Annotated in this window: 19 protein-coding genes, 4 tRNA genes and 1 pseudogene; 17 read left to right on the top strand and 7 right to left on the bottom strand. The window is 53.1% G+C overall.

Features of this window, described 5'->3' with window-relative positions; all coding sequences use genetic code 11:
• From wzxE to ACK8NJ_RS23295, 10 genes are all read left to right on the top strand, one after another.
• Positions 1–1,251, top strand: a complete 1,251-nt coding sequence (gene wzxE, locus ACK8NJ_RS23340) for a lipid III flippase WzxE (protein WP_000050271.1) — start codon at positions 1–3, stop codon at positions 1,249–1,251.
• Entirely contained in the window at positions 1,248–2,327 is a 1,080-nt protein-coding gene (rffT, locus tag ACK8NJ_RS23335) for a TDP-N-acetylfucosamine:lipid II N-acetylfucosaminyltransferase (protein ID WP_089705289.1), read from the top strand. The genes wzxE and rffT overlap by 4 nt, the downstream gene beginning before the upstream one ends.
• Positions 2,324–3,676, top strand: coding sequence for an ECA oligosaccharide polymerase (wzyE, locus tag ACK8NJ_RS23330; RefSeq protein WP_000055132.1), 1,353 nt, complete (start codon positions 2,324–2,326; stop codon positions 3,674–3,676). The genes rffT and wzyE overlap by 4 nt, the downstream gene beginning before the upstream one ends.
• A 2-nt stretch (positions 3,677–3,678) precedes the next feature.
• Positions 3,679–4,419 (top strand): lipopolysaccharide N-acetylmannosaminouronosyltransferase, encoded by a 741-nt coding sequence (wecG, locus tag ACK8NJ_RS23325; protein WP_001064038.1) that lies wholly within the window; start codon positions 3,679–3,681, stop codon positions 4,417–4,419.
• A 190-nt stretch (positions 4,420–4,609) separates the two neighbouring features.
• Positions 4,610–5,995, top strand: a complete 1,386-nt coding sequence (gene thrP, locus ACK8NJ_RS23320) for a bifunctional threonine/serine APC transporter ThrP (protein ID WP_000774739.1) — start codon at positions 4,610–4,612, stop codon at positions 5,993–5,995.
• Positions 5,996–6,097: 102 nt separating this feature from the next.
• Positions 6,098–6,174 (top strand) — tRNA-Arg (locus ACK8NJ_RS23315).
• A 58-nt stretch (positions 6,175–6,232) separates the two neighbouring features.
• Positions 6,233–6,308, top strand: a tRNA-His gene (locus tag ACK8NJ_RS23310).
• 20 nt (positions 6,309–6,328) lie between these two features.
• A tRNA-Leu gene (locus ACK8NJ_RS23305) sits at positions 6,329–6,415 on the top strand.
• A 42-nt stretch (positions 6,416–6,457) separates the two neighbouring features.
• Positions 6,458–6,534: transfer RNA gene (locus ACK8NJ_RS23300), tRNA-Pro, on the top strand.
• A 146-nt stretch (positions 6,535–6,680) separates the two neighbouring features.
• The gene (locus ACK8NJ_RS23295) at positions 6,681–7,916 is read left to right on the top strand and encodes an anaerobic sulfatase maturase (RefSeq protein WP_000941553.1); all 1,236 of its coding nucleotides are present in this window, start codon (positions 6,681–6,683) and stop codon (positions 7,914–7,916) included.
• 90 nt (positions 7,917–8,006) lie between these two features.
• On the opposite strand, the gene aslA is transcribed toward ACK8NJ_RS23295, so the two are convergent.
• The 5 genes from aslA to hemC form a co-directional block, all read right to left on the bottom strand.
• Positions 8,007–9,662 carry an arylsulfatase AslA gene (aslA, locus tag ACK8NJ_RS23290; protein WP_000395858.1) on the bottom strand — a complete coding sequence of 552 codons (1,656 nt, stop codon included), beginning with the start codon at positions 9,660–9,662 and terminating at the stop codon, positions 8,007–8,009.
• 678 nt (positions 9,663–10,340) lie between these two features.
• Positions 10,341–11,537, bottom strand: coding sequence for a protoheme IX biogenesis protein HemY (gene hemY / locus ACK8NJ_RS23285; RefSeq protein ID WP_000921783.1), 1,197 nt, complete (start codon positions 11,535–11,537; stop codon positions 10,341–10,343).
• 2 nt (positions 11,538–11,539) lie between these two features.
• A complete protein-coding gene (gene hemX, locus ACK8NJ_RS23280; protein WP_000139083.1) occupies positions 11,540–12,751 on the bottom strand; it encodes a uroporphyrinogen-III C-methyltransferase in 1,212 nt (403 codons plus the stop codon).
• 21 nt (positions 12,752–12,772) lie between these two features.
• On the bottom strand, positions 12,773–13,513 hold the full coding sequence (gene hemD / locus ACK8NJ_RS23275) for a uroporphyrinogen-III synthase (protein WP_000026054.1): 741 nt from the start codon (positions 13,511–13,513) through the stop codon (positions 12,773–12,775).
• A complete protein-coding gene (hemC, locus tag ACK8NJ_RS23270) occupies positions 13,510–14,451 on the bottom strand; it encodes a hydroxymethylbilane synthase (protein ID WP_001303155.1) in 942 nt (313 codons plus the stop codon). Before hemC ends, hemD begins: the two co-directional genes overlap by 4 nt.
• Before the next feature lie 386 nt (positions 14,452–14,837).
• On the opposite strand from hemC, the gene cyaA reads away from it, so the two are divergent.
• Complete coding sequence (gene cyaA, locus ACK8NJ_RS23265) at positions 14,838–17,384, top strand: class I adenylate cyclase (protein ID WP_000281696.1); 2,547 nt, start codon at positions 14,838–14,840, stop codon at positions 17,382–17,384.
• 39 nt (positions 17,385–17,423) lie between these two features.
• Here the strand turns inward: cyaA and cyaY are convergent, their stop codons facing one another.
• Together cyaY and ACK8NJ_RS23255 are read right to left on the bottom strand one after the other, a co-directional pair.
• A complete protein-coding gene (gene cyaY, locus ACK8NJ_RS23260) occupies positions 17,424–17,744 on the bottom strand; it encodes an iron donor protein CyaY (protein ID WP_000999947.1) in 321 nt (106 codons plus the stop codon).
• 125 nt (positions 17,745–17,869) lie between these two features.
• A pseudogene (locus ACK8NJ_RS23255) lies at positions 17,870–18,055 on the bottom strand (DKNYY family protein); the annotation flags it as partial.
• Positions 18,056–18,213: 158 nt separating this feature from the next.
• On the opposite strand from ACK8NJ_RS23255, the gene lptM reads away from it, so the two are divergent.
• From lptM to uvrD, 6 genes are all read left to right on the top strand, one after another.
• Positions 18,214–18,417: an LPS translocon maturation chaperone LptM gene (gene lptM / locus ACK8NJ_RS23250; protein ID WP_000799889.1), complete on the top strand. Its 204-nt coding sequence runs from the start codon at positions 18,214–18,216 to the stop codon at positions 18,415–18,417.
• Between the two features lie 36 nt (positions 18,418–18,453).
• Complete coding sequence (gene dapF, locus ACK8NJ_RS23245; RefSeq protein WP_001160654.1) at positions 18,454–19,278, top strand: diaminopimelate epimerase; 825 nt, start codon at positions 18,454–18,456, stop codon at positions 19,276–19,278.
• On the top strand, positions 19,275–19,982 hold the full coding sequence (locus ACK8NJ_RS23240) for a DUF484 domain-containing protein (protein WP_000812796.1): 708 nt from the start codon (positions 19,275–19,277) through the stop codon (positions 19,980–19,982). The genes dapF and ACK8NJ_RS23240 overlap by 4 nt, the downstream gene beginning before the upstream one ends.
• The gene (xerC, locus tag ACK8NJ_RS23235; RefSeq protein WP_000130691.1) at positions 19,979–20,875 is read left to right on the top strand and encodes a tyrosine recombinase XerC; all 897 of its coding nucleotides are present in this window, start codon (positions 19,979–19,981) and stop codon (positions 20,873–20,875) included. The genes ACK8NJ_RS23240 and xerC overlap by 4 nt, the downstream gene beginning before the upstream one ends.
• Complete coding sequence (gene yigB / locus ACK8NJ_RS23230; protein WP_001213584.1) at positions 20,875–21,591, top strand: 5-amino-6-(5-phospho-D-ribitylamino)uracil phosphatase YigB; 717 nt, start codon at positions 20,875–20,877, stop codon at positions 21,589–21,591. Before xerC ends, yigB begins: the two co-directional genes overlap by 1 nt.
• A gap of 83 nt (positions 21,592–21,674) precedes the next feature.
• On the top strand, positions 21,675–23,837 hold the full coding sequence (gene uvrD / locus ACK8NJ_RS23225) for a DNA helicase II (protein WP_000383407.1): 2,163 nt from the start codon (positions 21,675–21,677) through the stop codon (positions 23,835–23,837).
• Positions 23,838–23,846: the final 9 nt, after the last annotated feature.

The following is a 23,846-nucleotide window of genomic DNA, read 5'->3' as shown; positions in this document are numbered from 1 at the left end:
ATGTCGTTGGCAAAAGCGTCCTTGTGGACGGCGGCCAGTACACTGGTCAAGATTGGTGCCGGGTTACTGGTCGGTAAGTTGCTGGCGGTGTCATTTGGTCCGGCGGGGCTTGGGCTGGCGGCAAATTTCCGCCAGTTGATTACTGTGCTCGGCGTGCTTGCCGGGGCTGGCATCTTTAACGGTGTAACCAAATACGTTGCCCAGTACCATGATAATCCACAACAGCTGCGCCGCGTGGTCGGCACTTCATCAGCGATGGTACTTGGCTTCTCTACGCTGATGGCGCTGGTTTTTGTGCTGGCGGCAGCCCCAATCAGCCAGGGATTGTTTGGTAATACCGACTATCAGGGGCTGGTGCGTTTAGTGGCGCTGGTGCAAATGGGGATCGCCTGGGGCAACCTGTTACTGGCGCTGATGAAAGGCTTTCGCGATGCCGCAGGTAATGCGTTATCGCTGATTGTCGGCAGCTTGATTGGCGTTCTCGCGTACTACGTCAGTTACCGTTTGGGCGGTTATGAAGGGGCGTTGCTGGGGCTGGCGTTGATTCCCGCGCTGGTGGTGATTCCTGCCGTCATCATGCTAATTAAGCGTGGTGCAATCCCGTTAAGCTATCTGAAACCCAGCTGGGATAACGGCCTGGCAGGGCAGTTGAGCAAATTTACGCTCATGGCGTTGATTACGTCGGTGACCTTGCCTGTTGCTTACATCATGATGCGTAAACTGCTGGCGGCGCAGTATAGCTGGGATGAGGTGGGGATCTGGCAAGGGGTGAGCAGTATTTCCGATGCCTACCTGCAATTTATTACGGCATCGTTCAGCGTATATTTGCTGCCCACGTTGTCGCGGCTAACGGAAAAGCGCGATATCACCCGGGAAGTGGTTAAATCGCTGAAATTCGTCTTACCGGCAGTGGCGGCGGCGAGTTTTACCGTCTGGTTGCTGCGTGATTTTGCTATCTGGCTGCTGTTGTCGAATAAATTTACCGCTATGCGCGATCTCTTTGCCTGGCAGTTGGTAGGTGATGTGTTAAAAGTGGGCGCTTATGTCTTTGGTTATCTGGTGATCGCCAAAGCGTCACTGCGGTTTTATATTCTGGCGGAAGTCAGCCAGTTCACTTTATTGATGGTATTTGCCCACTGGCTAATCCCTGCGCATGGTGCACTGGGCGCGGCGCAGGCCTATATGGCAACCTATATCGTCTATTTTTCTCTTTGTTGTGGCGTGTTTTTACTCTGGCGTAGGCGGGCATGACTGTACTGATTCACGTACTGGGATCGGATATCCCTCACCATAACCGAACCGTTTTGCGGTTTTTCAATGACGCGCTGGCCGCGACGAGCGAGCACGCGCGCGAGTTTATGGTTGTTGGCAAGGACGACGGCTTAAGTGATAGCTGTCCGGCGCTTTCTGTGCAATTTTTCCCTGGGAAAAAATCGCTGGCGGAAGCGGTCATCGCGAAAGCAAAAGCTAACCGTCAGCAGCGATTTTTCTTCCACGGTCAGTTCAATCCCACACTGTGGCTGGCTCTGCTGAGTGGTGGCATTAAGCCCAGCCAGTTTTACTGGCATATCTGGGGAGCAGATCTGTATGAGCTTTCCAGTGGCTTGAGATATAAGCTTTTTTACCCGCTACGTCGCCTGGCGCAAAAGCGAGTCGGCTGTGTATTTGCCACCCGCGGCGATTTGAGCTTTTTTGCCAAAACGCACCCAAAGGTGCGGGGCGAACTGCTGTACTTCCCGACGCGGATGGACCCTTCTCTCAATAAGATGGCGAACGATCGGCAACGTGAAGGGAAAATGACCATTCTGGTGGGCAACTCCGGCGACCGCAGCAATGAGCATATTGCTGCCTTGCGCGCCGTTCATCAGCAATTTGGCGATACGGTAAAAGTGGTGGTGCCGATGGGATATCCGCCTAATAACGAAGCGTACATCGAGGAAGTTCGTCAGGCGGGGCTGGAGTTATTCAGCGAAGAAAATCTGCAAGTTCTGAGCGAAAAACTGGAATTTGACGCCTATCTGACGCTACTTCGTCAGTGCGATCTTGGTTACTTTATTTTTGCCCGCCAGCAGGGCATTGGTACGCTGTGCTTACTGATTCAGGCGGGCATTCCTTGTGTGCTTAACCGGGAAAATCCGTTCTGGCAGGATATGACGGAACAGCATTTACCGGTGCTGTTTACTACCGACGATCTCAACGAGGATATTGTGCGTGAAGCGCAGCGCCAGTTGGCGTCGGTGGATAAAAACACCATTGCCTTCTTTAGCCCGAACTATCTGCAAGGCTGGCAGCGGGCGTTGGCTATTGCCGCCGGGGAGGTTGCATGAGTCTGCTGCAATTCAGTGGCCTGTTTGTTGTCTGGCTGCTCTGCACGCTGTTTATTGCCACGCTGACCTGGTTTGAGTTTCGCCGTGTGCGTTTTAACTTCAATGTCTTCTTTTCATTGCTGTTTTTGCTCACCTTTTTCTTCGGCTTCCCGCTGACCAGCGTGCTGGTATTTCGCTTTGATGTTGGTGTCGCGCCGCCAGAAATCTTGTTGCAGGCGTTGCTTTCTGCGGGCTGCTTCTACGCGGTTTACTACGTCACCTACAAAACCCGCCTACGCAAACGCGTTGCTGATGTACCGCGCCGTCCGCTGTTTACCATGAACCGTGTGGAGACCAATCTTACGTGGGTGATCCTGATGGGCATCGCGCTGGTAAGCGTCGGCATCTTCTTCATGCACAACGGCTTTTTGCTGTTCCGGCTTAACTCCTACAGTCAGATCTTCTCCAGTGAAGTCTCCGGCGTGGCGTTAAAACGCTTCTTTTACTTTTTCATCCCGGCGATGCTGGTGGTCTACTTTCTGCGCCAGGACAGCAAAGCGTGGCTGTTTTTCCTCGTCAGCACGGTTGCCTTTGGCTTGTTGACTTACATGATTGTCGGCGGCACTCGCGCCAATATCATCATCGCATTCGCTATCTTCCTGTTTATTGGCATTATTCGCGGCTGGATTTCGTTGTGGATGCTGGCGGCGGCGGGCGTGCTGGGGATTGTGGGCATGTTCTGGCTGGCGCTAAAACGCTATGGAATGAATGTGAGCGGCGATGAAGCGTTCTATACGTTTCTCTATCTCACTCGCGACACCTTTTCGCCGTGGGAGAATCTGGCATTGCTGTTGCAGAACTACGACAACATCGACTTCCAGGGCCTGGCTCCCATTGTCCGCGATTTCTATGTCTTTATCCCTTCCTGGCTGTGGCCGGGTCGCCCGAGTATGGTACTGAACTCCGCCAACTACTTTACCTGGGAAGTGCTGAATAACCACTCCGGGCTGGCGATCTCGCCTACGCTTATAGGCTCACTGGTTGTTATGGGCGGCGCGTTGTTCATCCCGCTCGGGGCGATTGTGGTTGGACTGATCATCAAATGGTTCGACTGGCTGTATGAGCTGGGCAACCGCGAGACTAATCGCTATAAGGCTGCGATATTGCACAGTTTCTGCTTCGGGGCGATCTTCAATATGATCGTGCTGGCACGTGAAGGGCTGGATTCGTTTGTCTCACGCGTAGTCTTTTTTATCGTGGTCTTCGGCGCATGTCTGATGATCGCAAAACTGTTGTACTGGCTTTTTGAAAGCGCCGGACTCATTCATAAACGAACAAAATCATCGCTCCGGACGCAGGTTGAAGGATAACAATGAATAACAACACCACGGCACCGACCTATACGCTGCGTGGCTTACAGTTGATTGGTTGGCGTGATATGCAGCACGCCCTCGATTATCTGTTCGCTGACGGGCAGCTTAAGCAGGGAACGCTGGTTGCCATTAATGCTGAAAAAATGCTGACCATTGAAGATAACGCCGAGGTCAGGGAGTTAATTAACGCTGCCGAATTTAAATATGCGGATGGCATCAGCGTTGTACGTTCAGTACGTAAAAAGTACCCGCAGGCGCAGGTTTCCCGCGTTGCCGGGGCCGATCTCTGGGAAGAGCTGATGGCGCGCGCAGGCAAAGAAGGGACGCCGGTATTTCTTGTGGGCGGTAAACCTGAAGTGCTGGCGCAAACTGAAGCTAAACTGCGCAATCAGTGGAATGTGAATATCGTTGGCAGTCAGGATGGTTATTTTAAACCCGAGCAGCGTCAGGCGCTGTTTGAACGCATTCATGCCAGCGGAGCGCAAATCGTCACCGTTGCGATGGGATCGCCAAAGCAGGAGATCTTCATGCGCGACTGCCGTCTGGTGCATCCGGATGCGTTGTATATGGGCGTTGGCGGGACTTACGATGTTTTCACCGGTCACGTGAAACGCGCACCGAAAATCTGGCAAACGCTGGGGCTGGAGTGGCTCTACCGCCTGCTTTCGCAGCCGAGCCGCATTAAGCGTCAGCTTCGTTTGCTGCGTTATTTACGCTGGCATTACACCGGCAACCTCTGATTTTCCTCTCTCTGTAAAGCGACGGAGTGGTCACTTCGTCGCCTTCCTGCTTTTTTATTACACAAAGCATTCAAATTTTTAATGCTTTATTTGCCATTTCTCCTGAATTACGAAAACATTCGCAACACTCGATGTACCCATAACGATAACCGGTAACACCGGAAAGCATGCAAACACAACACGAGGATTTATGGCAGATAACAAACCAGAGCTACAGCGTGGGCTGGAAGCTCGACATATCGAACTCATCGCCCTGGGGGGCACCATTGGCGTCGGCCTGTTTATGGGGGCCGCCAGTACCCTGAAATGGGCCGGGCCATCCGTATTGTTGGCCTATATCATCGCCGGGCTGTTCGTCTTTTTCATCATGCGTTCAATGGGCGAAATGTTGTTCCTCGAACCGGTTACCGGTTCGTTCGCCGTTTATGCGCATCGTTATATGAGCCCGTTTTTTGGCTATCTCACCGCCTGGTCTTACTGGTTTATGTGGATGGCGGTGGGGATCTCAGAAATCACCGCCATTGGCGTTTATGTCCAGTTCTGGTTCCCGGAGATGGCGCAGTGGATACCCGCATTGATCGCGGTGGCGCTGGTGGCGTTGGCGAATCTGGCTGCGGTGAGGTTGTACGGCGAAATCGAGTTCTGGTTCGCGATGATCAAAGTCACCACGATTATCGTGATGATTGTCATTGGCCTGGGCGTGATTTTCTTTGGCTTTGGCAATGGCGGGCAGTCGATTGGTTTTAGCAATCTCACAGAGCATGGCGGTTTCTTTGCGGGGGGCTGGAAAGGGTTCCTGACCGCATTGTGTATTGTGGTGGCGTCCTACCAGGGCGTGGAGCTGATTGGCATTACTGCCGGTGAAGCGAAGAATCCGCAGGTGACGCTGCGCAGTGCCGTAGGCAAAGTGTTGTGGCGTATCCTGATTTTCTACGTAGGCGCGATTTTCGTTATCGTCACCATCTTCCCGTGGAATGAAATAGGCAGTAACGGCAGCCCGTTCGTACTGACTTTCGCCAAAATCGGCATTACCGCAGCGGCGGGCATTATCAACTTTGTGGTGCTGACGGCTGCGCTCTCTGGCTGTAACAGCGGCATGTACAGTTGCGGACGTATGCTCTACGCACTGGCGAAAAACCGTCAGTTACCGACGGCGATGGCGAAAGTTTCCCGTCACGGCGTACCGGTTGCGGGTGTGGCAGTATCTATTGCTATCCTGTTAATTGGCTCATGCCTGAACTACATCATTCCCAATCCGCAGCGTGTGTTTGTCTACGTCTACAGTGCCAGCGTGCTTCCGGGGATGGTGCCATGGTTTGTGATATTGATAAGCCAGCTGCGTTTTCGTCGTGCGCATAAAGCGGCGATTGCCAGCCATCCGTTCCGCTCAATCCTGTTCCCGTGGGCCAACTACGTAACAATGGCATTCCTGATTTGCGTTTTGATCGGCATGTACTTTAATGAAGATACGCGTATGTCGCTGTTTGTCGGCATCATCTTTATGCTGGCGGTGACGGCGATTTATAAAATTTTTGGGCTTAATCGCCACGGTAAAGCACATAAACTGGAGGAATAAGCAGCAAAACGCACAAACCGTAACCAAACGCGCAATTTATTTAAAAAGGGACTAGACAGAGGGGTGGGAAGTCCGTATTATCCACCCCCGCAACGGCGCTAAGCGCCCGTAGCTCAGCTGGATAGAGCGCTGCCCTCCGGAGGCAGAGGTCTCAGGTTCGAATCCTGTCGGGCGCGCCATTTAGTCCCGGCGCTTGAGCTGCGGTGGTAGTAATACCGCGTAACAAGATTTGTAGTGGTGGCTATAGCTCAGTTGGTAGAGCCCTGGATTGTGATTCCAGTTGTCGTGGGTTCGAATCCCATTAGCCACCCCATTATTAGAAGTTGTGACAATGCGAAGGTGGCGGAATTGGTAGACGCGCTAGCTTCAGGTGTTAGTGTCCTTACGGACGTGGGGGTTCAAGTCCCCCCCCTCGCACCACGACTTTAAAGAATTGAACTAAAAATTCAAAAAGCAGTATTTCGGCGAGTAGCGCAGCTTGGTAGCGCAACTGGTTTGGGACCAGTGGGTCGGAGGTTCGAATCCTCTCTCGCCGACCAATTTTGAACCCCGCTTCGGCGGGGTTTTTTGTTTTCTGTGCATTTCGTCACTTTCCCTTCGCAATAAACGCCCGTAATAACTCATTGCGCCACGGTATGATTTCGCCCTTAACTTATTGAAGGATGACTTCAGGCAAGGAGCGACCATGCTGCAACAGGTTCCAACGCGTGCTTTTCATGTGATGGCGAAACCGAGCGGTTCCGATTGTAATCTGAACTGTGACTACTGTTTTTATCTCGAAAAACAATCCCTTTACCGCGAAAAGCCAGTCACGCATATGGACGATGACACGCTGGAAGCGTATGTCCGTCACTATATCGCTGCCAGCGAAACCCAAAACGAAGTGGCTTTTACCTGGCAGGGCGGCGAACCAACGTTACTCGGGCTGGATTTTTACCGCCGTGCCGTGGCGCTACAGGCGAAATATGGTGCTGGCAGGAAGATAAGTAACAGCTTCCAGACTAACGGCGTTCTGCTTGATGACGAATGGTGTGCATTTCTGGCAGAAAATCATTTTCTTGTAGGGTTATCGCTGGATGGTCCGGCTGAGATCCACAATCAATATCGCGTGACCAAAGGTGGCAGACCCACGCATAAGCTGGTGATGCGTGCCCTGACGCTCCTGCAAAAACATCATGTCGACTATAACGTGCTGGTCTGCGTCAATCGCACCAGTGCGTTACAACCTTTGCAAGTCTATGATTTTCTGTGTGATGCAGGCGCTGAGTTCATCCAGTTTATTCCGGTGGTCGAGCGCCTGGCTGATGAAACGGCTGCTCATGCTGGACTTAAGCTACATGCTCCCGGCGATATTCAGGGCGAACTGACGGAATGGTCGGTACGCCCCGATGAGTTCGGTGAATTTTTGGTGGCGATATTCGACCACTGGATCAAACGCGACGTCGGCAAGATTTTCGTGATGAATATCGAATGGGCGTTTGCCAATTTTGTCGGTGCGCCAGGAGCGGTTTGCCATCATCAGCCAACCTGTGGGCGCTCGGTGATTGTTGAACACAACGGCGACGTTTACGCCTGCGATCACTATGTTTATCCGCAATATCGACTGGGGAATATGCTTCAGCAGACAATTGCAGAAATGGTAGATTCCCCGCAACAGCAGGTGTTTGGTGAAGATAAATTTAAGCAGTTACCGGCGCAGTGTCGCAGTTGCAACGTGTTAAAAGCGTGCTGGGGAGGCTGTCCGAAACACCGCTTTATGCTCGATGCCAGCGGCAAACCGGGGCTGAATTATTTGTGTGCCGGGTATCAGCGTTATTTCCGCCATCTACCGCCATATCTTAAAGCAATGGCTGATTTGCTGGCGCACGGTCGTCCGGCCAGCGACATTATGCAGGCGCATTTGATGGTGGTGAATAAGTAAAAAAGCGGCCATTTTGTGGCCGCCTGCGGTTGATTGTCGGATGCGTCAGCATCGCATCCGGCAAAGGTAGATCTCAGCGATAGCGCCGGCTTAATCAGATTTAATCTGTGCGCGTGGTGGATATTTTTTCAGGATCTCCATATACGCGTGCATTTCGGTCTGTAGCGGTACACCCATTGGGATATGGCGCACGCCGATCGAGTCGCTTTCCTGCGGATCGGTGTACAGGTTAAACACCGACGATCCCGCCGTTTGCATTACTGTGCCGGTGAATCCACCCTGATACCCGCTCTGGGTATACGCGTACGGTTGCTGGATCAGGACGTGATACTTGAACTCATCCATACGCACAGCAGAAAGTTTACCGTTGAGGAAGTAGTGCTCGGCCTTACGGTTAGACTGACCATTTGTTCCCAGGAAGAAAGATGTCTGGTCCACACCATCGATAAAGGTGGTTTTCGGTACTAAATTCGCTACTTTCGCCCCAGGATGCCCCGCCAGATCCAGCGCCGTAGGGAAGAGATCCGCCAGATCGACAATACCGTCAGATTTACGCGGTTGGATCATGCCTTTCCAGTAAACGAAGGTTGGCACACGAACGCCGCCTTCCCATGTAGAACCTTTCGCACCGCGGAACGGTGTGCGACCGTGCGGCGGAACTTCGGCTTCCGGACCGTTATCAGAGGTGAACACAATCAGCGTGTTATCAAGCTGACCGTTTTTCTCCAGTGCTTTATACAGATTGGCGAAGATATCGTTCATCTCCACCATGCAGTCGCCGTAAGAGGTGCGCGCCGGAGAGCTACCCGCATATTTCGCATTTGGGTAGTTATCGAAGTGACAGCCGCGAGTGCCGTAGTAGAGGAAGAAAGGCTTATCGCTCTTCGCCATCTTGTCGAGGAACTTAACGCCATATTCCATCCAGCGTTGATCCAGGTCTTCCATATATTTCGGCGTAATGTCGGCAATGGCTTCCTGTTCACCGCCGCGCACGGCATGAACGTCATCTTTGCTGAACGGCAGTTTTTGGATGTATTCAGAACGATCCGGGCTCAGGGCGACTTCCGGGTTGACGTGAACATCACGCCATTCGGTATACATATCGGATACCGAGTTAAAGCCGCGGAAATCATCAAAGCCAACGTTCTGCGGCTGCGACTCTTTGTTTTCCCCCATATGCCATTTCCCGATGGCCTGAGTGACGTAGCCCTGATCGTGCAGCAACTGCGGCAGAGTGGTTAACCCTTGCAGACCGCCCGGTTGCCCGTACATTGGCGGCATCAGAATGCCGTGGTGGATGGAGTATTGTCCGGTAAGAATCGTGGCGCGGGTTGGGGAAGAACTCGGTTGAGAATACGCCGAAGTTAAAATCAGCCCCTGGCTGGCAACGGCGTCGATATCTGGTGTAGGGTTACCCACCGCCACGCCGCCGCCGTTAAAGCCAACATCCATCCAGCCCACATCATCCAGCAAGAAAACAACCACGTTCGGTTTCTTACCGGTTTTTTTCTCAAGTTCTGCCAGCTTCTGCTGGGTTTCTTTGTCTTGTGCAGGATGCTGCATCACCGGCATCATGTTGTCGGCAATAGTGGTCGCCGGTTTAACCAGATACTGGTTTGGGTGATCGTATCCGGCAAAGCCTTTGCGTGCGGTGGCGGTTGACGGGGTATCTGCTGCGCTGGCCATGAGTGGAAGAGCGGCGGCGACAGCCACAACAAGAAGTTTGGGTGAAAACGAAAATTCCATGCAAAATGCTCCGGTTTCATGTCGTCAAAATGATGACGTAATTAAGCATTGATAATTGAGATCCCTCTCCCTGACAGGATGATTGCATAAATAATAGTGATGAAAATAAATTATTTATTTATCCAGAAAATGAATTGGAAAATCAGGAGAGCGTTTTCAATCCTACCTCTGGCGCAGGTGATATGTAAGGCGGTGATGTTATATCGCGTTGATTATTGATGCTGTTTTTAGTTTTAACGGCAATTAATATATATGTTATTAATTGAATGACTTTTATTATTCATTATATATATGTGTAGAATCGTGCGCAGGAGAAATATTCACTCAGGAAGTTATTACTCAGGAAGCAAAGAGGATTACAGAATTATCTCATAACAAGTGTTAAGGGATGTTATTTCCCGGTTCTCTGTGGCATAATAAACGAGTAGATGCTCATTCCATCTCTTATGTTCGCCTTAGTGCCTCATAAACTCCGGAATGACGCAGAGCCGTTTACGGTGCTTATCGTCCACTGACAGATGTCGCTTATGCCTCATCAGACACCATGGACACAACGTTGAGTGAAGCACCCACTTGTTGTCATACAGACCTGTTTTAACGCCTGCTCCGTAATAAGAGCAGGCGTTTTTTTATGTATCAGAAAGGTCCCGGAGGTGCTTGCCTCCGGGTGAGAAAGAACTACTGTGGCGGGTTGTTCTGCAACGTTAACATCAAACCGTCGCGGCGCATCGCTGCAGCTTCTTCTGGTTTGTGCAGTCTGTCCAGCGCGTCGGCGAGCCATGCGTAATCGTAGGCGTCCGGACGTTGTTTCAGCGCCGCGCGGAAGGCGAGCGATGCTTCCTGCCATTCACCGTGCTTCATCAGTGACTGACCCAATGTGCTCCACAACAGCGGGCGATCACCGACGTTTTTGATTTGCTGGCGTAGCACTTTTTCCAGCTGTTCCGGGTTATTGGTTTTCAGACGCGGGATCGGCAGCAGCAGACGATCATCATACTGGCGTTTCAGGCCGTCGATGATAATTTGCTGAGCAGTATCATGATCGTCACATTCAATAAGATGTTCCGCCATTGCCACCTGTAACGCCACCTGATGACGCGTTTTCCGGCTTTGGTTTTTCCACCAGTTTCGCAAACCTTCGCTACCGTCATCGGCGCGCGCCTGATCCATCAGGCCAATCCATGCCTGTTGTTCCAGCATTGCACGATGTTCTTCATCACCAACATGGGCTTTCGCCATTGATGGGATGATATCCAGCAGCGAACTCCATGCACCTGTGCGGATATACGCCTGTTCCGCCAGACGTAATACTTCCGGATGGCGTGGCGTAACTTCCAGCAGCTTATCCACGCCGTGGCGTGCAGCATGGTTTTCATTACGGGCCAGTTGCAGACGTACACGGGTGATTTCTACCGGAATGGTGTCATTGCCGGCCAGCTCCGCTGCGCGTTCCAGATGTTGGTTGGCGCGTGCTTCATCACCACGTTGTTGCGCGGCTTCGGCAGCCAGTAGATAGTTCACCACCGGTTGTTCAGCGTGATCGGCATTTTTCGCCATCAGCTTTTCAACTTGCTGATAATCGCCTTCCGCCAGTTTCAGCAGCGCCTGTTCGGTCTGCTTACGGGCACGGCGACGCTTACGTCCGACAAACCACCCACGGGTGTGCGCGCCAGTGCGGAAGATCCGCCGCAATAGCCACTCAATGGCAAACAGCACTACCATCGCCAGAATCAAAATAATCGCCAGGCCCGTGACGCTGGTTTCGATATTGTAGTTGTCGGTCTGGATCAGCACATAACCCTGATGACCGGCAATCATCGGGCCAACCACGATCCCCGCAATCAGCAACACAAAGAGCAATAACACTTTTAGCATGGTTATTCTCCTTGCGGCGCGGCTGCCGGAGTATCAGCTTGCGGTGCAGGTGCAGGTGCAGGTGCAGGTGCAGGTGCAGGTGCAGGTTTAGCTTCCGTTGCCCCCGCTGCCGGTTGTGCCAACAGGTTACGCACGCGAGTCTGCATCAGTTTTTCCAGCATCGCCTGGCTTTGCAGGGTTTCCGGGAGATCCATCGAGATATTTTGCTGGCTTAACTGGTCCACCTCGTCGAGGAACGCTTTGGTGGTGGCATCATCAGTATCGTAGTAAGCACGTACCCAGGTGGAGACGTTCTCCAGCGCCTGGCGATAAGTCTCTTCCTGATGACGCGGTACGGCTTGTGCCGCGACCAGCAGGCGAGAGCGAATATTTTCGCGCAGATAGATATCCTGATTTGGCGCTAACAGCGGTACGGCGGTGTCATCACGACGGCGAATCGTAATGAAGTTGTCCATAAAGTTCTGCCAGCTTTTTTGTAGATTGATACGCCATTCGCTGATGGAACTGGAAAGCTCTTCACCGTCGGAATCCATCGGCGAACCATCGCTGTCATTATCGGCCAGACGCAGGTTATCTACCTGATTTGAAAGCTGATTAAGCTTAAGGATGATGCCGTCATAATCCACCTGCGATACCGCAGAAAGGCTGGCGATATCATCGGTAATTGCCCGACGAACGGTAATCAGACTCGGGTCATTCATATCCGCCAGGCTGGCGTCTGCACTTTTCAGCAACGCTGCAGCGGTCGTGACGTCCTGATCGCTCCACAGCTTCCGTCCGGCGAGTTTCACCAGAAAATCGGCCTGAGCCAGCAGCCAGGTTTTAGCATCGCTGCCGGAAATGGTGGCGACCTTTTGTTGGACTTCATCCAACTGTTTTGCCAGCGTTTCTTGCTGACGATTCGCCTGCTCAAGCTGTACAGCTTGTTGCTTGATAATGCCTTCCAGCTCGGCTTTTTGGCTCTCCTGGGCTTTTTGCAGTGCCGTAAGTTGGTTAGCCAGGGCATCGCTGGTGGCAGTCTGATTGACGGCCTGTTGTTTACCCCAGCCATACAAACCGACGCCCGCCGCCAGAGCAATAGCGATAGCCACCGCGCTGAGAATCAATGCGGTATTGTTCTTACTCTTTTTTTCTGTTGCGACAGGTTGTGACGTGGTGTCCACGGCCTCCCTGGTCTCTTCAACCACGGCGGAGGTTTTTTCTTGTTCCGTCATTATGGCTTCCTGTTATGAGAGTTATTGTAATGCCCGTAAAAGCGCATCGTTGTCAGCGTTATCGGCGACCTTAATGTCTTGCCAGCCCAGTTCCCGGGCGAGTTTCGCCAAACGCTCACTGACGACCAATAGTCGACAGTGTAGTAACCAGTGCTCACGATACCATTGTGGGATCAGCGACCAGAGTTGCTGCAACATTTCACCGCTGGTAACAACGACCGTCGTCACCTCGCGGGATTGCCAGCGCATCGCTTCTTCTGCACCATCGTAATGGATTGCGCATCGTTGATAACATTCACAAAAAGTGACCTCAGCACCGCGCGCCGTCAGGGTATCCCCAATTAGCTCACGACCGCCATTGCCACGTAATATCAGCGCACGTTTGCCCGCAATATTTTGTAATTCAGGTAATTGTAGCAAGACTTCGCTGATTTCCCGATCCTGCGGGTAGAGAATCTTCTGTCCGCTTACGGTATGTAGTGCCAGTGCGGTGGTGCGTCCAATGGCGAAATAATCAGGTAGTCGGGGCCATTTACGATCTTGCTGATGCAGCTGTGATTGGGCAAAAGCAACCGCGTGTTGCGAGAGGGCAAACAACAGATCCCTCTCCCCCAGCGCTGCCAGTTGATCAGCAAGTTGCGGTAATTGTCGACCCGGAGAAAACTCAATCAGCGGAAAATGCCAGGCCACCTGCCCCAGTGTGCGCAGACGGCTCACTAACTCTTCTCCAGCGGGAGACGGGCGGGTGACCAGGATACTCATGCCGGGGCGTCTCCGTTATAGACTTCAGCAAGGATCTCGCGCGCGCCGTTATTCAGTAGCTCTTCTGCCAGCGAAATCCCCATTTGTTCGGCATCTTGCGGCGCACCGCGGCGTTCACCGCGAATAATCTGCGAACCGTCCGGCGCGCCGACCAGCGCACGCAGCCAGATTTCGCCATCAATAAGCTCGGCGTAGCTACCAATTGGCACCTGACATCCGCCTTCGAGACGGGTATTCATGGCGCGTTCTGCGGTAACGCGTAGTGCAGTTTCGTGGTGATTCAGCGCGGCAAGCAGCTCGCGAGTGCGTGTATCATCAAGGCGGCATTCAATACCGACCGCACCTTGTCCTACCGCCGGAAGAGAAATCTCGGGTGGTAACGCGGCGCGAATACGTGACTCCAGACCTAAACGTTTTAGTCCGGCTACGGCAAGAATGATGGCATCGTATTCGCCGTTATCCAGTTTGCTCAGGCGAGTGCCGACGTTGCCGCGCAGGGAGCGGATAATCAGATCCGGGCGGCGTTCAGCCAGTTGGCACTGGCGACGTAAACTGGACGTCCCGACGATACTGCCTGCCGGTAACGCATCCAGACTGTCATAGTTATTGGACACAAAGGCATCGCGAGGATCTTCACGCTCACAAATAGTGACCAGTCCCAGACCTTGCGGGAATTCAACCGGCACATCTTTCATTGAATGTACGGCGATATCGGCGCGATTTTCGAGGAGCGCGACTTCCAGCTCTTTTACAAATAAGCCTTTTCCGCCTACTTTCGCCAGCGGCGTATCAAGAATCACATCGCCGCGCGTCACCATCGGTACCAGTTCAACGACCAGGCCCGGATGGCTCGCCATCAACTTGTCTTTGACATAGTGTGCCTGCCAGAGTGCAAGTGGGCTTTGGCGTGTGGCAATTCTTAAAACATTGTCTAACATGCTTGTTACCGTCATTATCATCCGTGGTCCATCCTAACATCCTTGCCAGAGCGATGTCAGTGTTGTGGTGAAACGTAGACGCCTGCGCAAACCGTAAAATGAGGTCTGGCAGTGGATCCTGACAGGCGTTTCACGCCGTCGTAATAAGGAATTTACAGAGAATAAACGGTGCTACACTTGTATGTAGCGCATCTTTCTTTACGGTCAATCAGCAAGGTGTTAAATTGATCACGTTTTAGACCATTTTTTCGTCGTGAAACTAAAAAAACCAGGCGCGAAAAGTGGTAACGGTTACCTTTGACATACGAAATATCCCGAATGCCGCGTGTTACCGTTGATGTTGGCGGAATCACAGTCATGACGGGTAGCAAATCAGGCGATACGTCTTGTACCTCTATATTGAGACTCTGAAACAGAGACTGGATGCCATAAATCAATTGCGTGTGGATCGCGCGCTTGCTGCTATGGGGCCTGCATTCCAACAGGTCTACAGTCTACTGCCGACATTGTTGCACTATCACCATCCGCTAATGCCGGGTTACCTTGATGGTAACGTTCCCAAAGGCATTTGCCTTTACACGCCTGATGAAACTCAACGCCACTACCTGAACGAGCTTGAACTGTATCGTGGAATGTCAGTACAGGATCCGCCGAAAGGTGAGCTTCCAATTACTGGTGTATACACCATGGGCAGCACCTCGTCCGTAGGGCAAAGTTGTTCCTCTGACCTGGATATCTGGGTCTGTCATCAATCCTGGCTTGATAGCGAAGAGCGCCAGTTACTACAACGTAAATGCAGCCTGCTGGAAAGCTGGGCCGCCTCGCTGGGCGTGGAAGTTAGCTTCTTCCTGATTGATGAAAATCGCTTCCGTCATAATGAAAGCGGCAGCCTGGGGGGCGAAGATTGTGGCTCCACCCAGCATATACTGCTGCTTGACGAATTTTACCGTACCGCCGTGCGTCTCGCTGGTAAGCGTATTCTGTGGAATATGGTGCCGTGCGACGAAGAAGAGCATTACGACGACTATGTGATGACGCTTTACGCGCAGGGCGTGCTGACGCCAAATGAATGGCTGGATCTCGGTGGCTTAAGCTCGCTTTCTGCTGAAGAGTACTTTGGTGCCAGCCTTTGGCAGCTCTACAAGAGTATCGATTCCCCATACAAAGCGGTGCTGAAAACACTGCTGCTGGAAGCCTATTCCTGGGAATACCCGAACCCTCGTCTGCTGGCGAAAGATATCAAACAGCGTTTGCACGACGGCGAGATTGTGTCGTTTGGCCTCGATCCTTACTGCATGATGCTGGAGCGTGTTACTGAATACCTGACGGCGATTGAAGATTTCACCCGTCTGGATTTAGTACGCCGCTGCTTCTATTTAAAAGTGTGCGAAAAACTCAGCCGTGAACGCGCCTGCGTAGGCTGGCGTCGTGAAGTGCTAACCCAGTTAGTGAAAGAGTGGGAATGGGACGATGCTCGTCTGGCAATGCTCGATAACCGCGCTAACTGGAAGATTGATCAGGTACGTGAGGCGCACAACGAGTTGCTCGACGCGATGATGCAGAGCTACCGTAATCTGATTCGCTTTGCGCGCCGCAATAACCTTAGCGTCTCCGCCAGTCCGCAGGATATCGGCGTGCTGACGCGTAAGCTGTATGCCGCGTTTGAAGCATTGCCGGGTAAAGTGACGCTGGTAAACCCGCAGATTTCACCCGATCTCTCGGAACCGAATCTGACCTTTATTTATGTGCCGCCGGGCCGGGCTAACCGTTCAGGTTGGTATCTGTATAACCGCGCGCCAAATATTGAGTCGATCATCAGCCATCAGCCGCTGGAATATAACCGTTACCTGAATAAACTGGTGGCGTGGGCATGGTTTAACGGCCTGCTGACCTCGCGCACCCGTTTGTATATTAAAGGTAACGGCATTGTCGATTTGCCTAAGTTGCAGGAGATGGTCGCCGACGTGTCGCACCATTTCCCGCTGCGCTTACCTGCACCGACACCGAAGGCGCTCTACAGCCCGTGTGAAATTCGCCATCTGGCGATTATCGTTAACCTGGAATATGACCCGACAGCTGCGTTCCGCAATCAGGTGGTGCATTTTGATTTCCGTAAGCTGGACGTCTTCAGCTTTGGCGAGAATCAAAATTGCCTGGTAGGTAGCGTGGACCTGCTGTACCGCAACTCGTGGAACGAAGTGCGTACGTTGCACTTCAACGGCGAGCAGTCGATGATCGAAGCCCTGAAAACCATTCTCGGTAAAATGCATCAGGACGCCGCACCGCCAGATAGCGTGGAAGTCTTCTGCTACAGCCAGCATCTGCGCGGATTAATCCGTACTCGCGTGCAGCAACTGGTTTCTGAGTGCATTGAACTGCGTCTTTCCAGCACCCGCCAGGAAACCGGGCGCTTCAAGGCGCTGCGCGTTTCTGGTCAAACCTGGGGCTTATTCTTCGAGCGCCTGAATGTATCGGTACAGAAACTAGAAAATGCCATCGAGTTTTATGGCGCTATTTCGCATAACAAACTGCACGGCCTGTCAGTGCAGGTTGAAACCAATCACGTCAAATTACCGGCGGTGGTGGACGGCTTTGCCAGCGAAGGGATCATCCAGTTCTTCTTCGAAGAAACGCAAGACGAGAATGGCTTTAATATCTACATTCTCGACGAAAGCAACCGGGTTGAGGTGTATCACCACTGCGAAGGCAGCAAAGAGGAGCTGGTGCGTGACGTCAGTCGCTTCTACTCGTCATCGCACGACCGTTTTACCTACGGCTCAAGCTTCATCAACTTCAACCTGCCGCAGTTCTATCAGATTGTGAAGGTTGATGGTCGTGAACAGGTGATTCCGTTCCGCACCAAATCGATTGGCAACATGCCGCCTGCCAATCAGGATCACGACACGCCGCTATTACAGCAGTATTTTTCGTGATGAGCGTGCCGGAAAGCGAGGCTTATCCGGCATGCAATCTTAGCGGAAACTGACTGTTTCACCCGCTTGCTGCGTTGCCGCCTGTTCCAGCAAATCCCAGAAGGTTTCGCCGCTACGATCGCAAATCCACTCATCGCCTTTCAGATCAAAATGGTAGCCGCCCTGTTTGGTTGCCAGCCATACCTGGTGCAGCGGTTCCTGGCGGTTGATAATGATTTTGCTGCCGTTCTCAAAGGTAATGGTTAGTACACCGCCGTTGATTTCACAGTCGATATCGCTGTCGCCATCCCAGTCGTCCAGACGCTCTTCAATGGTCAGCCACAGTTGATCAGCCAGGCGATGAAATTCACTGTCGTTCATTGTTGTATCCTGTTTTTAAGTGATGGCGGCAGTATAGCGGCATGGGGTCAGGGCTTCAAAGTTTGCACCTCTGCGGCTGCGTTCCGGCATGATTCATCTGTCAACGGAATAATAATGTCTCTATATAGCGAAAGATTAGTCTTTTCATAAGGGCGCAAATACACCACGCCTTTTCCCTGTTTCTGGTAAATATTATGTTCAGGCGCGGAAAGCCGACATCCCCATGCCGATGATAAGAACAATGAACAAGACAACACACAAACCACATTGCGATAGTGCATAAAGCCATCCTGGCGCGAGGTGCCGATCACGAAACTACCAGCAAAACATAAATCCCCACGTGTAAGCGTTATACTCGCAGCATTTCCTCACTTTTCAGACTTCATAAAGAGTCGCTAAACGCTTGCTTTTACGCCTTCTCCTGCGATGATAGAAAGCAGAAAGCGATGAACTTTACAGGCAATCCATAATGAAAAACGTGTTTAAGGCACTCACTGTATTACTTACTCTCTTCAGCCTGACGGGCTGCGGTCTGAAAGGTCCGCTCTATTTCCCGCCTGCAGATAAAAACGCACCGCCGCCGACCAAACCGGTAGAGACGCAAACGCAATCCACGGTGCCGGATAAAAACGACCGCGCCACTGGCGATGGTCCATCCCAGGTGAATTACTAAAAGTCAGTTTCTGTACCCGCGTGATTGGAGTAAATGATGCAGTTCTCGAAAATGCATGGCCTTGGCAACGATTTTATGGTCGTCGACGCGGTAACGCAGAATGTCTTTTTTTCACCGGAGCTGATTCGTCGCCTGGCGGATCGGCACCTGGGGGTAGGGTTTGACCAGCTGCTGGTGGTTGAGCCGCCGTATGATCCTGAACTGGATTTTCACTATCGCATTTTCAATGCTGATGGCAGTGAAGTGGCGCAGTGCGGCAACGGCGCGCGCTGCTTTGCCCGTTTTGTGCGTCTGAAAGGGCTGACCAATAAGCGCGATATCCGCGTCAGCACCGCCAACGGGCGGATGGTTCTGACCGTCACCGATGATGATCTGGTTCGCGTAAACATGGGCGAGCCCAACTTCGAACCTTCCGCTGTGCCGTTTCGCGCTAACAAAGCGGAAAAGACCTATATTATGCGCGCCGCCGAGCAGACAATCTTATGTGGCGTGGTGTCGATGGGAAATCCGCACTGCGTGATTCAGGTCGATGATGTCGATACTGCGGCGGTAGAAACGCTTGGTCCTGTTCTGGAAAGCCATGAGCGTTTTCCGGAGCGCGCCAATATCGGTTTTATGCAAGTGGTTAAGCGCGAGCATATTCGTTTACGCGTTTATGAGCGTGGGGCAGGAGAAACCCAGGCCTGCGGCAGCGGCGCATGTGCGGCGGTGGCGGTAGGGATCCAGCAAGGTTTGCTGGCCGAAGAAGTACGCGTGGAACTCCCCGGCGGTCGTCTTGATATCGCCTGGAAAGGTCCGGGTCACCCGTTATATATGACTGGCCCGGCGGTACATGTCTACGACGGATTTATTCATCTATGAAGCAACCAGGGGAAGAACTGCAGGAAACACTCACGGAGCTTGATGACCGGGCGGTTGTCGATTATCTGATTAAAAATCCTGAGTTTTTTATCCGCAATGCGCGCGCAGTTGAAGCGATACGTGTGCCGCATCCGGTACGCGGCACCGTTTCGTTGGTCGAATGGCACATGGCCCGTGCACGTAATCATATTCATGTTCTGGAAGAGAACATGGCGTTGTTGATGGAACAGGCTATCGCCAACGAAGGGCTGTTTTATCGCTTACTCTACTTGCAGCGCAGTCTCACCGCCGCCAGCAGTCTCGATGATATGCTGATGCGCTTTCACCGCTGGGCGCGCGATCTCGGCCTGGCAGGTGCGAGTCTGCGCCTGTTTCCAGATCGCTGGCGCTTAGGTGCGCCGTCGAACCACACTCATCTGGCATTAAGCCGTCAGTCTTTCGAACCGCTGCGTATTCAGCGTCTGGGGCAGGAACAGCACTATCTGGGGCCGCTTAACGGACCGGAGCTTCTGGTGGTGCTACCGGAAGCGAAAGCGGTGGGATCGGTGGCGATGTCGATGCTGGGAAGCGATGCTGATTTGGGTGTTGTGCTGTTTACCAGTCGCGATGCCAGTCACTATCAACAAGGGCAGGGAACGCAGTTACTTCATGAAATTGCGCTGATGTTGCCGGAGCTTCTGGAGCGTTGGATTGAACGCGTATGACCGATTTACACACCGATGTAGAACGCTACCTACGTTATCTGAGCGTGGAGCGCCAGCTAAGCCCGATAACCCTGCTTAACTACCAGCGTCAGCTTGAGGCGATCATCAATTTTGCCAGCGAAAACGGTCTGCAAAGCTGGCAGCAATGTGATGTGACGATGGTGCGCAATTTCGCTGTACGCAGTCGCCGTAAAGGGCTGGGAGCTGCAAGTCTGGCGTTACGGCTTTCTGCGCTACGTAGCTTTTTTGACTGGCTGGTCAGCCAGAACGAGCTCAAAGCCAACCCGGCGAAAGGTGTTTCGGCACCGAAAGCGCCGCGTCATCTGCCGAAAAACATCGACGTCGATGATATGAATCGGCTGCTGGATATTGATATCAACGATCCCCTCGCCGTGCGCGATCGGGCAATGCTGGAAGTGATGTACGGCGCGGGTCTGCGTCTTTCCGAACTGGTGGGGCTCGATATCAAACACCTCGACCTGGAGTCCGGCGAAGTGTGGGTGATGGGAAAAGGCAGCAAAGAGCGCCGCCTGCCGATTGGTCGCAACGCTGTGGCGTGGATTGAGCACTGGCTTGATTTGCGCGACCTGTTTGGTAGCGAAGACGACGCGCTTTTTCTGTCGAAACTGGGCAAGCGTATCTCCGCGCGTAATGTGCAGAAACGCTTTGCCGAATGGGGCATAAAACAAGGGCTGAATAATCACGTTCACCCGCATAAATTACGTCACTCGTTCGCTACGCATATGCTGGAGTCGAGCGGCGATCTTCGTGGTGTGCAGGAGCTGCTGGGTCATGCCAACCTCTCCACCACGCAAATCTATACTCATCTTGATTTTCAACACCTTGCCTCGGTGTACGATGCGGCGCATCCACGCGCCAAACGGGGGAAATAATGCGTTTTTACCGGCCTTTGGGGCGCATCTCGGCGCTCACCTTTGACCTGGATGATACCCTTTACGATAACCGTCCGGTGATTTTGCGCACCGAGCGAGAGGCGCTTACCTTTGTGCAAAATTATCATCCGGCGCTGCGCAGCTTCCAGAATGAAGATCTGCAACGCCTGCGCCAGGCGGTACGGGAAGCGGAACCCGAGATTTATCACGACGTGACGCGCTGGCGTTTTCGTTCGATTGAACAAGCCATGCTCGACGCCGGGCTGAGTGCCGAAGAAGCCAGTGCAGGCGCACACGCAGCAATGATCAACTTTGCCAAATGGCGCAGCCGAATCGATGTCCCTCAGCAAACCCACGACACCTTAAAGCAGCTGGCGAAGAAATGGCCGCTGGTGGCGATCACCAACGGTAACGCCCAGCCGGAACTGTTTGGTTTGGGGGATTATTTTGAGTTTGTACTGCGTGCTGGCCCGCACGGGCGCTCAAAACCGTTCAGCGATATGTACTTTCTGGCGGCGGAAAAACTCAACGTGCCGATCGGCGAGATCTTACATGTTGGGGACGATCTCACCACTGACGTGGGTGGGGCAATTCGCAGCGGAATGCAGGCCTGTTGGATCAGACCGGAAAATGGCGATCTGATGCAAACCTGGGACAGCCGTTTACTCCCGCATCTGGAAATTTCCCGGTTGGCATCTCTGACCTCGCTGATATAATCAGCAAATCTGTATATATACCCAGCTTTTTGGCGGAGGGCGTTGCGCTTCTCCGCCCAACCTATTTTTACGCGGCGGTGCCAATGGACGTTTCTTACCTGCTCGACAGCCTTAATGACAAACAGCGCGAAGCGGTGGCCGCGCCACGCAGCAACCTTCTGGTGCTGGCGGGCGCGGGCAGTGGTAAGACGCGCGTACTGGTGCATCGTATCGCCTGGCTGATGAGCGTGGAAAACTGCTCGCCATATTCGATTATGGCGGTAACGTTTACCAACAAAGCGGCGGCGGAGATGCGTCATCGTATCGGGCAGCTGATGGGCACCAGCCAGGGCGGCATGTGGGTCGGCACCTTCCACGGGCTGGCGCACCGTCTGCTGCGTGCGCACCATATGGACGCCAATCTGCCGCAGGATTTTCAGATCCTCGACAGCGAGGACCAGCTACGCCTGCTCAAACGCCTAATCAAGGCGATGAACCTCGACGAGAAGCAGTGGCCGCCGCGCCAGGCAATGTGGTACATCAACAGCCAGAAAGATGAAGGCCTGCGTCCACATCATATTCAAAGCTACGGTAATCCGGTGGAGCAGACCTGGCAGAAGGTGTATCAGGCGTATCAGGAAGCGTGTGACCGCGCGGGCCTGGTGGACTTCGCCGAGCTGCTGCTACGTGCTCACGAGTTGTGGCTTAACAAGCCGCATATCCTTCAGCACTATCGCGAACGGTTTACCAATATCCTGGTGGACGAATTCCAGGATACCAACAACATTCAGTATGCGTGGATCCGCCTGCTAGCGGGCGATACCGGCAAAGTGATGATCGTTGGCGATGACGATCAGTCAATCTACGGCTGGCGTGGAGCGCAGGTGGAGAATATTCAGCGTTTCCTCAATGATTTCCCCGGTGCTGAAACTATCCGTCTGGAGCAGAACTACCGCTCTACCAGCAATATTCTGAGCGCCGCGAACGCCCTGATTGAAAACAACAACGGGCGTTTGGGTAAAAAACTGTGGACCGATGGCGCGGATGGTGAGCCTATTTCCCTCTATTGCGCTTTTAACGAACTCGATGAAGCGCGTTTTGTGGTTAACCGTATCAAAACCTGGCAGGACAACGGCGGGGCGCTTGCCGAGTGCGCCATTCTCTACCGCAGCAACGCCCAGTCGCGTGTGCTGGAAGAAGCACTGTTACAGGCAAGTATGCCGTACCGTATTTACGGCGGGATGCGATTCTTCGAACGCCAGGAAATCAAAGATGCGCTCTCGTATCTGCGCCTGATTGCCAACCGTAATGACGACGCGGCCTTTGAGCGCGTGGTGAATACACCAACGCGGGGTATTGGTGACCGGACGCTGGACGTGGTACGTCAGACATCGCGCGATCGCCAGTTAACACTCTGGCAGGCATGTCGTGAACTGTTGCAGGAAAAAGCCCTCGCCGGACGTGCTGCCAGTGCCTTACAGCGGTTTATGGAACTGATCGACGCCTTAGCGCAGGAAACTGCCGATATGCCGCTGCATGTACAGACTGACCGGGTAATTAAAGACTCCGGCCTGCGCACAATGTACGAGCAGGAGAAAGGCGAAAAAGGCCAGACGCGTATCGAAAACTTAGAGGAACTGGTGACGGCGACGCGCCAGTTCAGCTACAACGAAGAAGACGAAGATTTAATGCCGCTGCAGGCGTTCCTCTCCCATGCGGCACTGGAAGCGGGCGAGGGGCAGGCGGATACCTGGCAGGATGCGGTGCAGTTGATGACGCTACACTCGGCGAAAGGTCTGGAGTTCCCGCAGGTGTTTATCGTCGGTATGGAAGAGGGCATGTTCCCAAGCCAGATGTCGCTGGATGAAGGTGGGCGTCTGGAAGAAGAACGCCGTCTGGCCTACGTTGGCGTAACCCGCGCGATGCAGAAACTGACGCTGACCTACGCGGAAACCCGCCGTCTGTATGGCAAAGAAGTTTACCATCGCCCGTCGCGCTTTATCGGCGAGCTGCCGGAAGAGTGTGTGGAAGAGGTGCGCCTGCGCGCCACGGTAAGCCGCCCGGTCAGCCATCAACGGATGGGTACGCCGATGGTCGAGAACGACAGCGGCTACAAGCTCGGCCAGCGCGTACGCCACGCTAAGTTTGGTGAAGGCACCATTGTCAATATGGAAGGCAGCGGTGAGCATAGCCGTTTGCAGGTGGCGTTCCAGGGCCAGGGTATTAAATGGCTGGTGGCGGCTTATGCCCGGTTGGAGACGGTGTGACGTTGCGGG

This window comes from Escherichia sp. F1 (assembly GCF_046764225.1).
Taxonomy (GTDB): domain Bacteria; phylum Pseudomonadota; class Gammaproteobacteria; order Enterobacterales; family Enterobacteriaceae; genus Escherichia; species Escherichia coli.
This window is presented reverse-complemented; position numbering and strand designations above follow the sequence as displayed.

Excerpts from the sequence above, each read along its gene's own strand:
- aslA (WP_000395858.1), bottom strand. The coding sequence starts at position 9,662 with ATGGAATTTTCGTTTTCACCCAAACTTCTTGTTGTGGCTGTCGCCGCC.
- xerC (WP_000130691.1), top strand. The coding sequence starts at position 19,979 with ATGACCGATTTACACACCGATGTAGAACGCTACCTACGTTATCTGAGC.
- wzyE (WP_000055132.1), top strand. The coding sequence starts at position 2,324 with ATGAGTCTGCTGCAATTCAGTGGCCTGTTTGTTGTCTGGCTGCTCTGC.
- hemC (WP_001303155.1), bottom strand. The coding sequence starts at position 14,451 with ATGTTAGACAATGTTTTAAGAATTGCCACACGCCAAAGCCCACTTGCA.
- ACK8NJ_RS23240 (WP_000812796.1), top strand. The coding sequence starts at position 19,275 with ATGAAGCAACCAGGGGAAGAACTGCAGGAAACACTCACGGAGCTTGAT.
- lptM (WP_000799889.1), top strand. The coding sequence starts at position 18,214 with ATGAAAAACGTGTTTAAGGCACTCACTGTATTACTTACTCTCTTCAGC.
- cyaY (WP_000999947.1), bottom strand. The coding sequence starts at position 17,744 with ATGAACGACAGTGAATTTCATCGCCTGGCTGATCAACTGTGGCTGACC.
- ACK8NJ_RS23295 (WP_000941553.1), top strand. The coding sequence starts at position 6,681 with ATGCTGCAACAGGTTCCAACGCGTGCTTTTCATGTGATGGCGAAACCG.
- hemD (WP_000026054.1), bottom strand. The coding sequence starts at position 13,513 with ATGAGTATCCTGGTCACCCGCCCGTCTCCCGCTGGAGAAGAGTTAGTG.
- hemY (WP_000921783.1), bottom strand. The coding sequence starts at position 11,537 with ATGCTAAAAGTGTTATTGCTCTTTGTGTTGCTGATTGCGGGGATCGTG.
- hemX (WP_000139083.1), bottom strand. The coding sequence starts at position 12,751 with ATGACGGAACAAGAAAAAACCTCCGCCGTGGTTGAAGAGACCAGGGAG.
- thrP (WP_000774739.1), top strand. The coding sequence starts at position 4,610 with ATGGCAGATAACAAACCAGAGCTACAGCGTGGGCTGGAAGCTCGACAT.
- rffT (WP_089705289.1), top strand. The coding sequence starts at position 1,248 with ATGACTGTACTGATTCACGTACTGGGATCGGATATCCCTCACCATAAC.
- wecG (WP_001064038.1), top strand. The coding sequence starts at position 3,679 with ATGAATAACAACACCACGGCACCGACCTATACGCTGCGTGGCTTACAG.
- yigB (WP_001213584.1), top strand. The coding sequence starts at position 20,875 with ATGCGTTTTTACCGGCCTTTGGGGCGCATCTCGGCGCTCACCTTTGAC.
- uvrD (WP_000383407.1), top strand. The coding sequence starts at position 21,675 with ATGGACGTTTCTTACCTGCTCGACAGCCTTAATGACAAACAGCGCGAA.
- dapF (WP_001160654.1), top strand. The coding sequence starts at position 18,454 with ATGCAGTTCTCGAAAATGCATGGCCTTGGCAACGATTTTATGGTCGTC.
- wzxE (WP_000050271.1), top strand. The coding sequence starts at position 1 with ATGTCGTTGGCAAAAGCGTCCTTGTGGACGGCGGCCAGTACACTGGTC.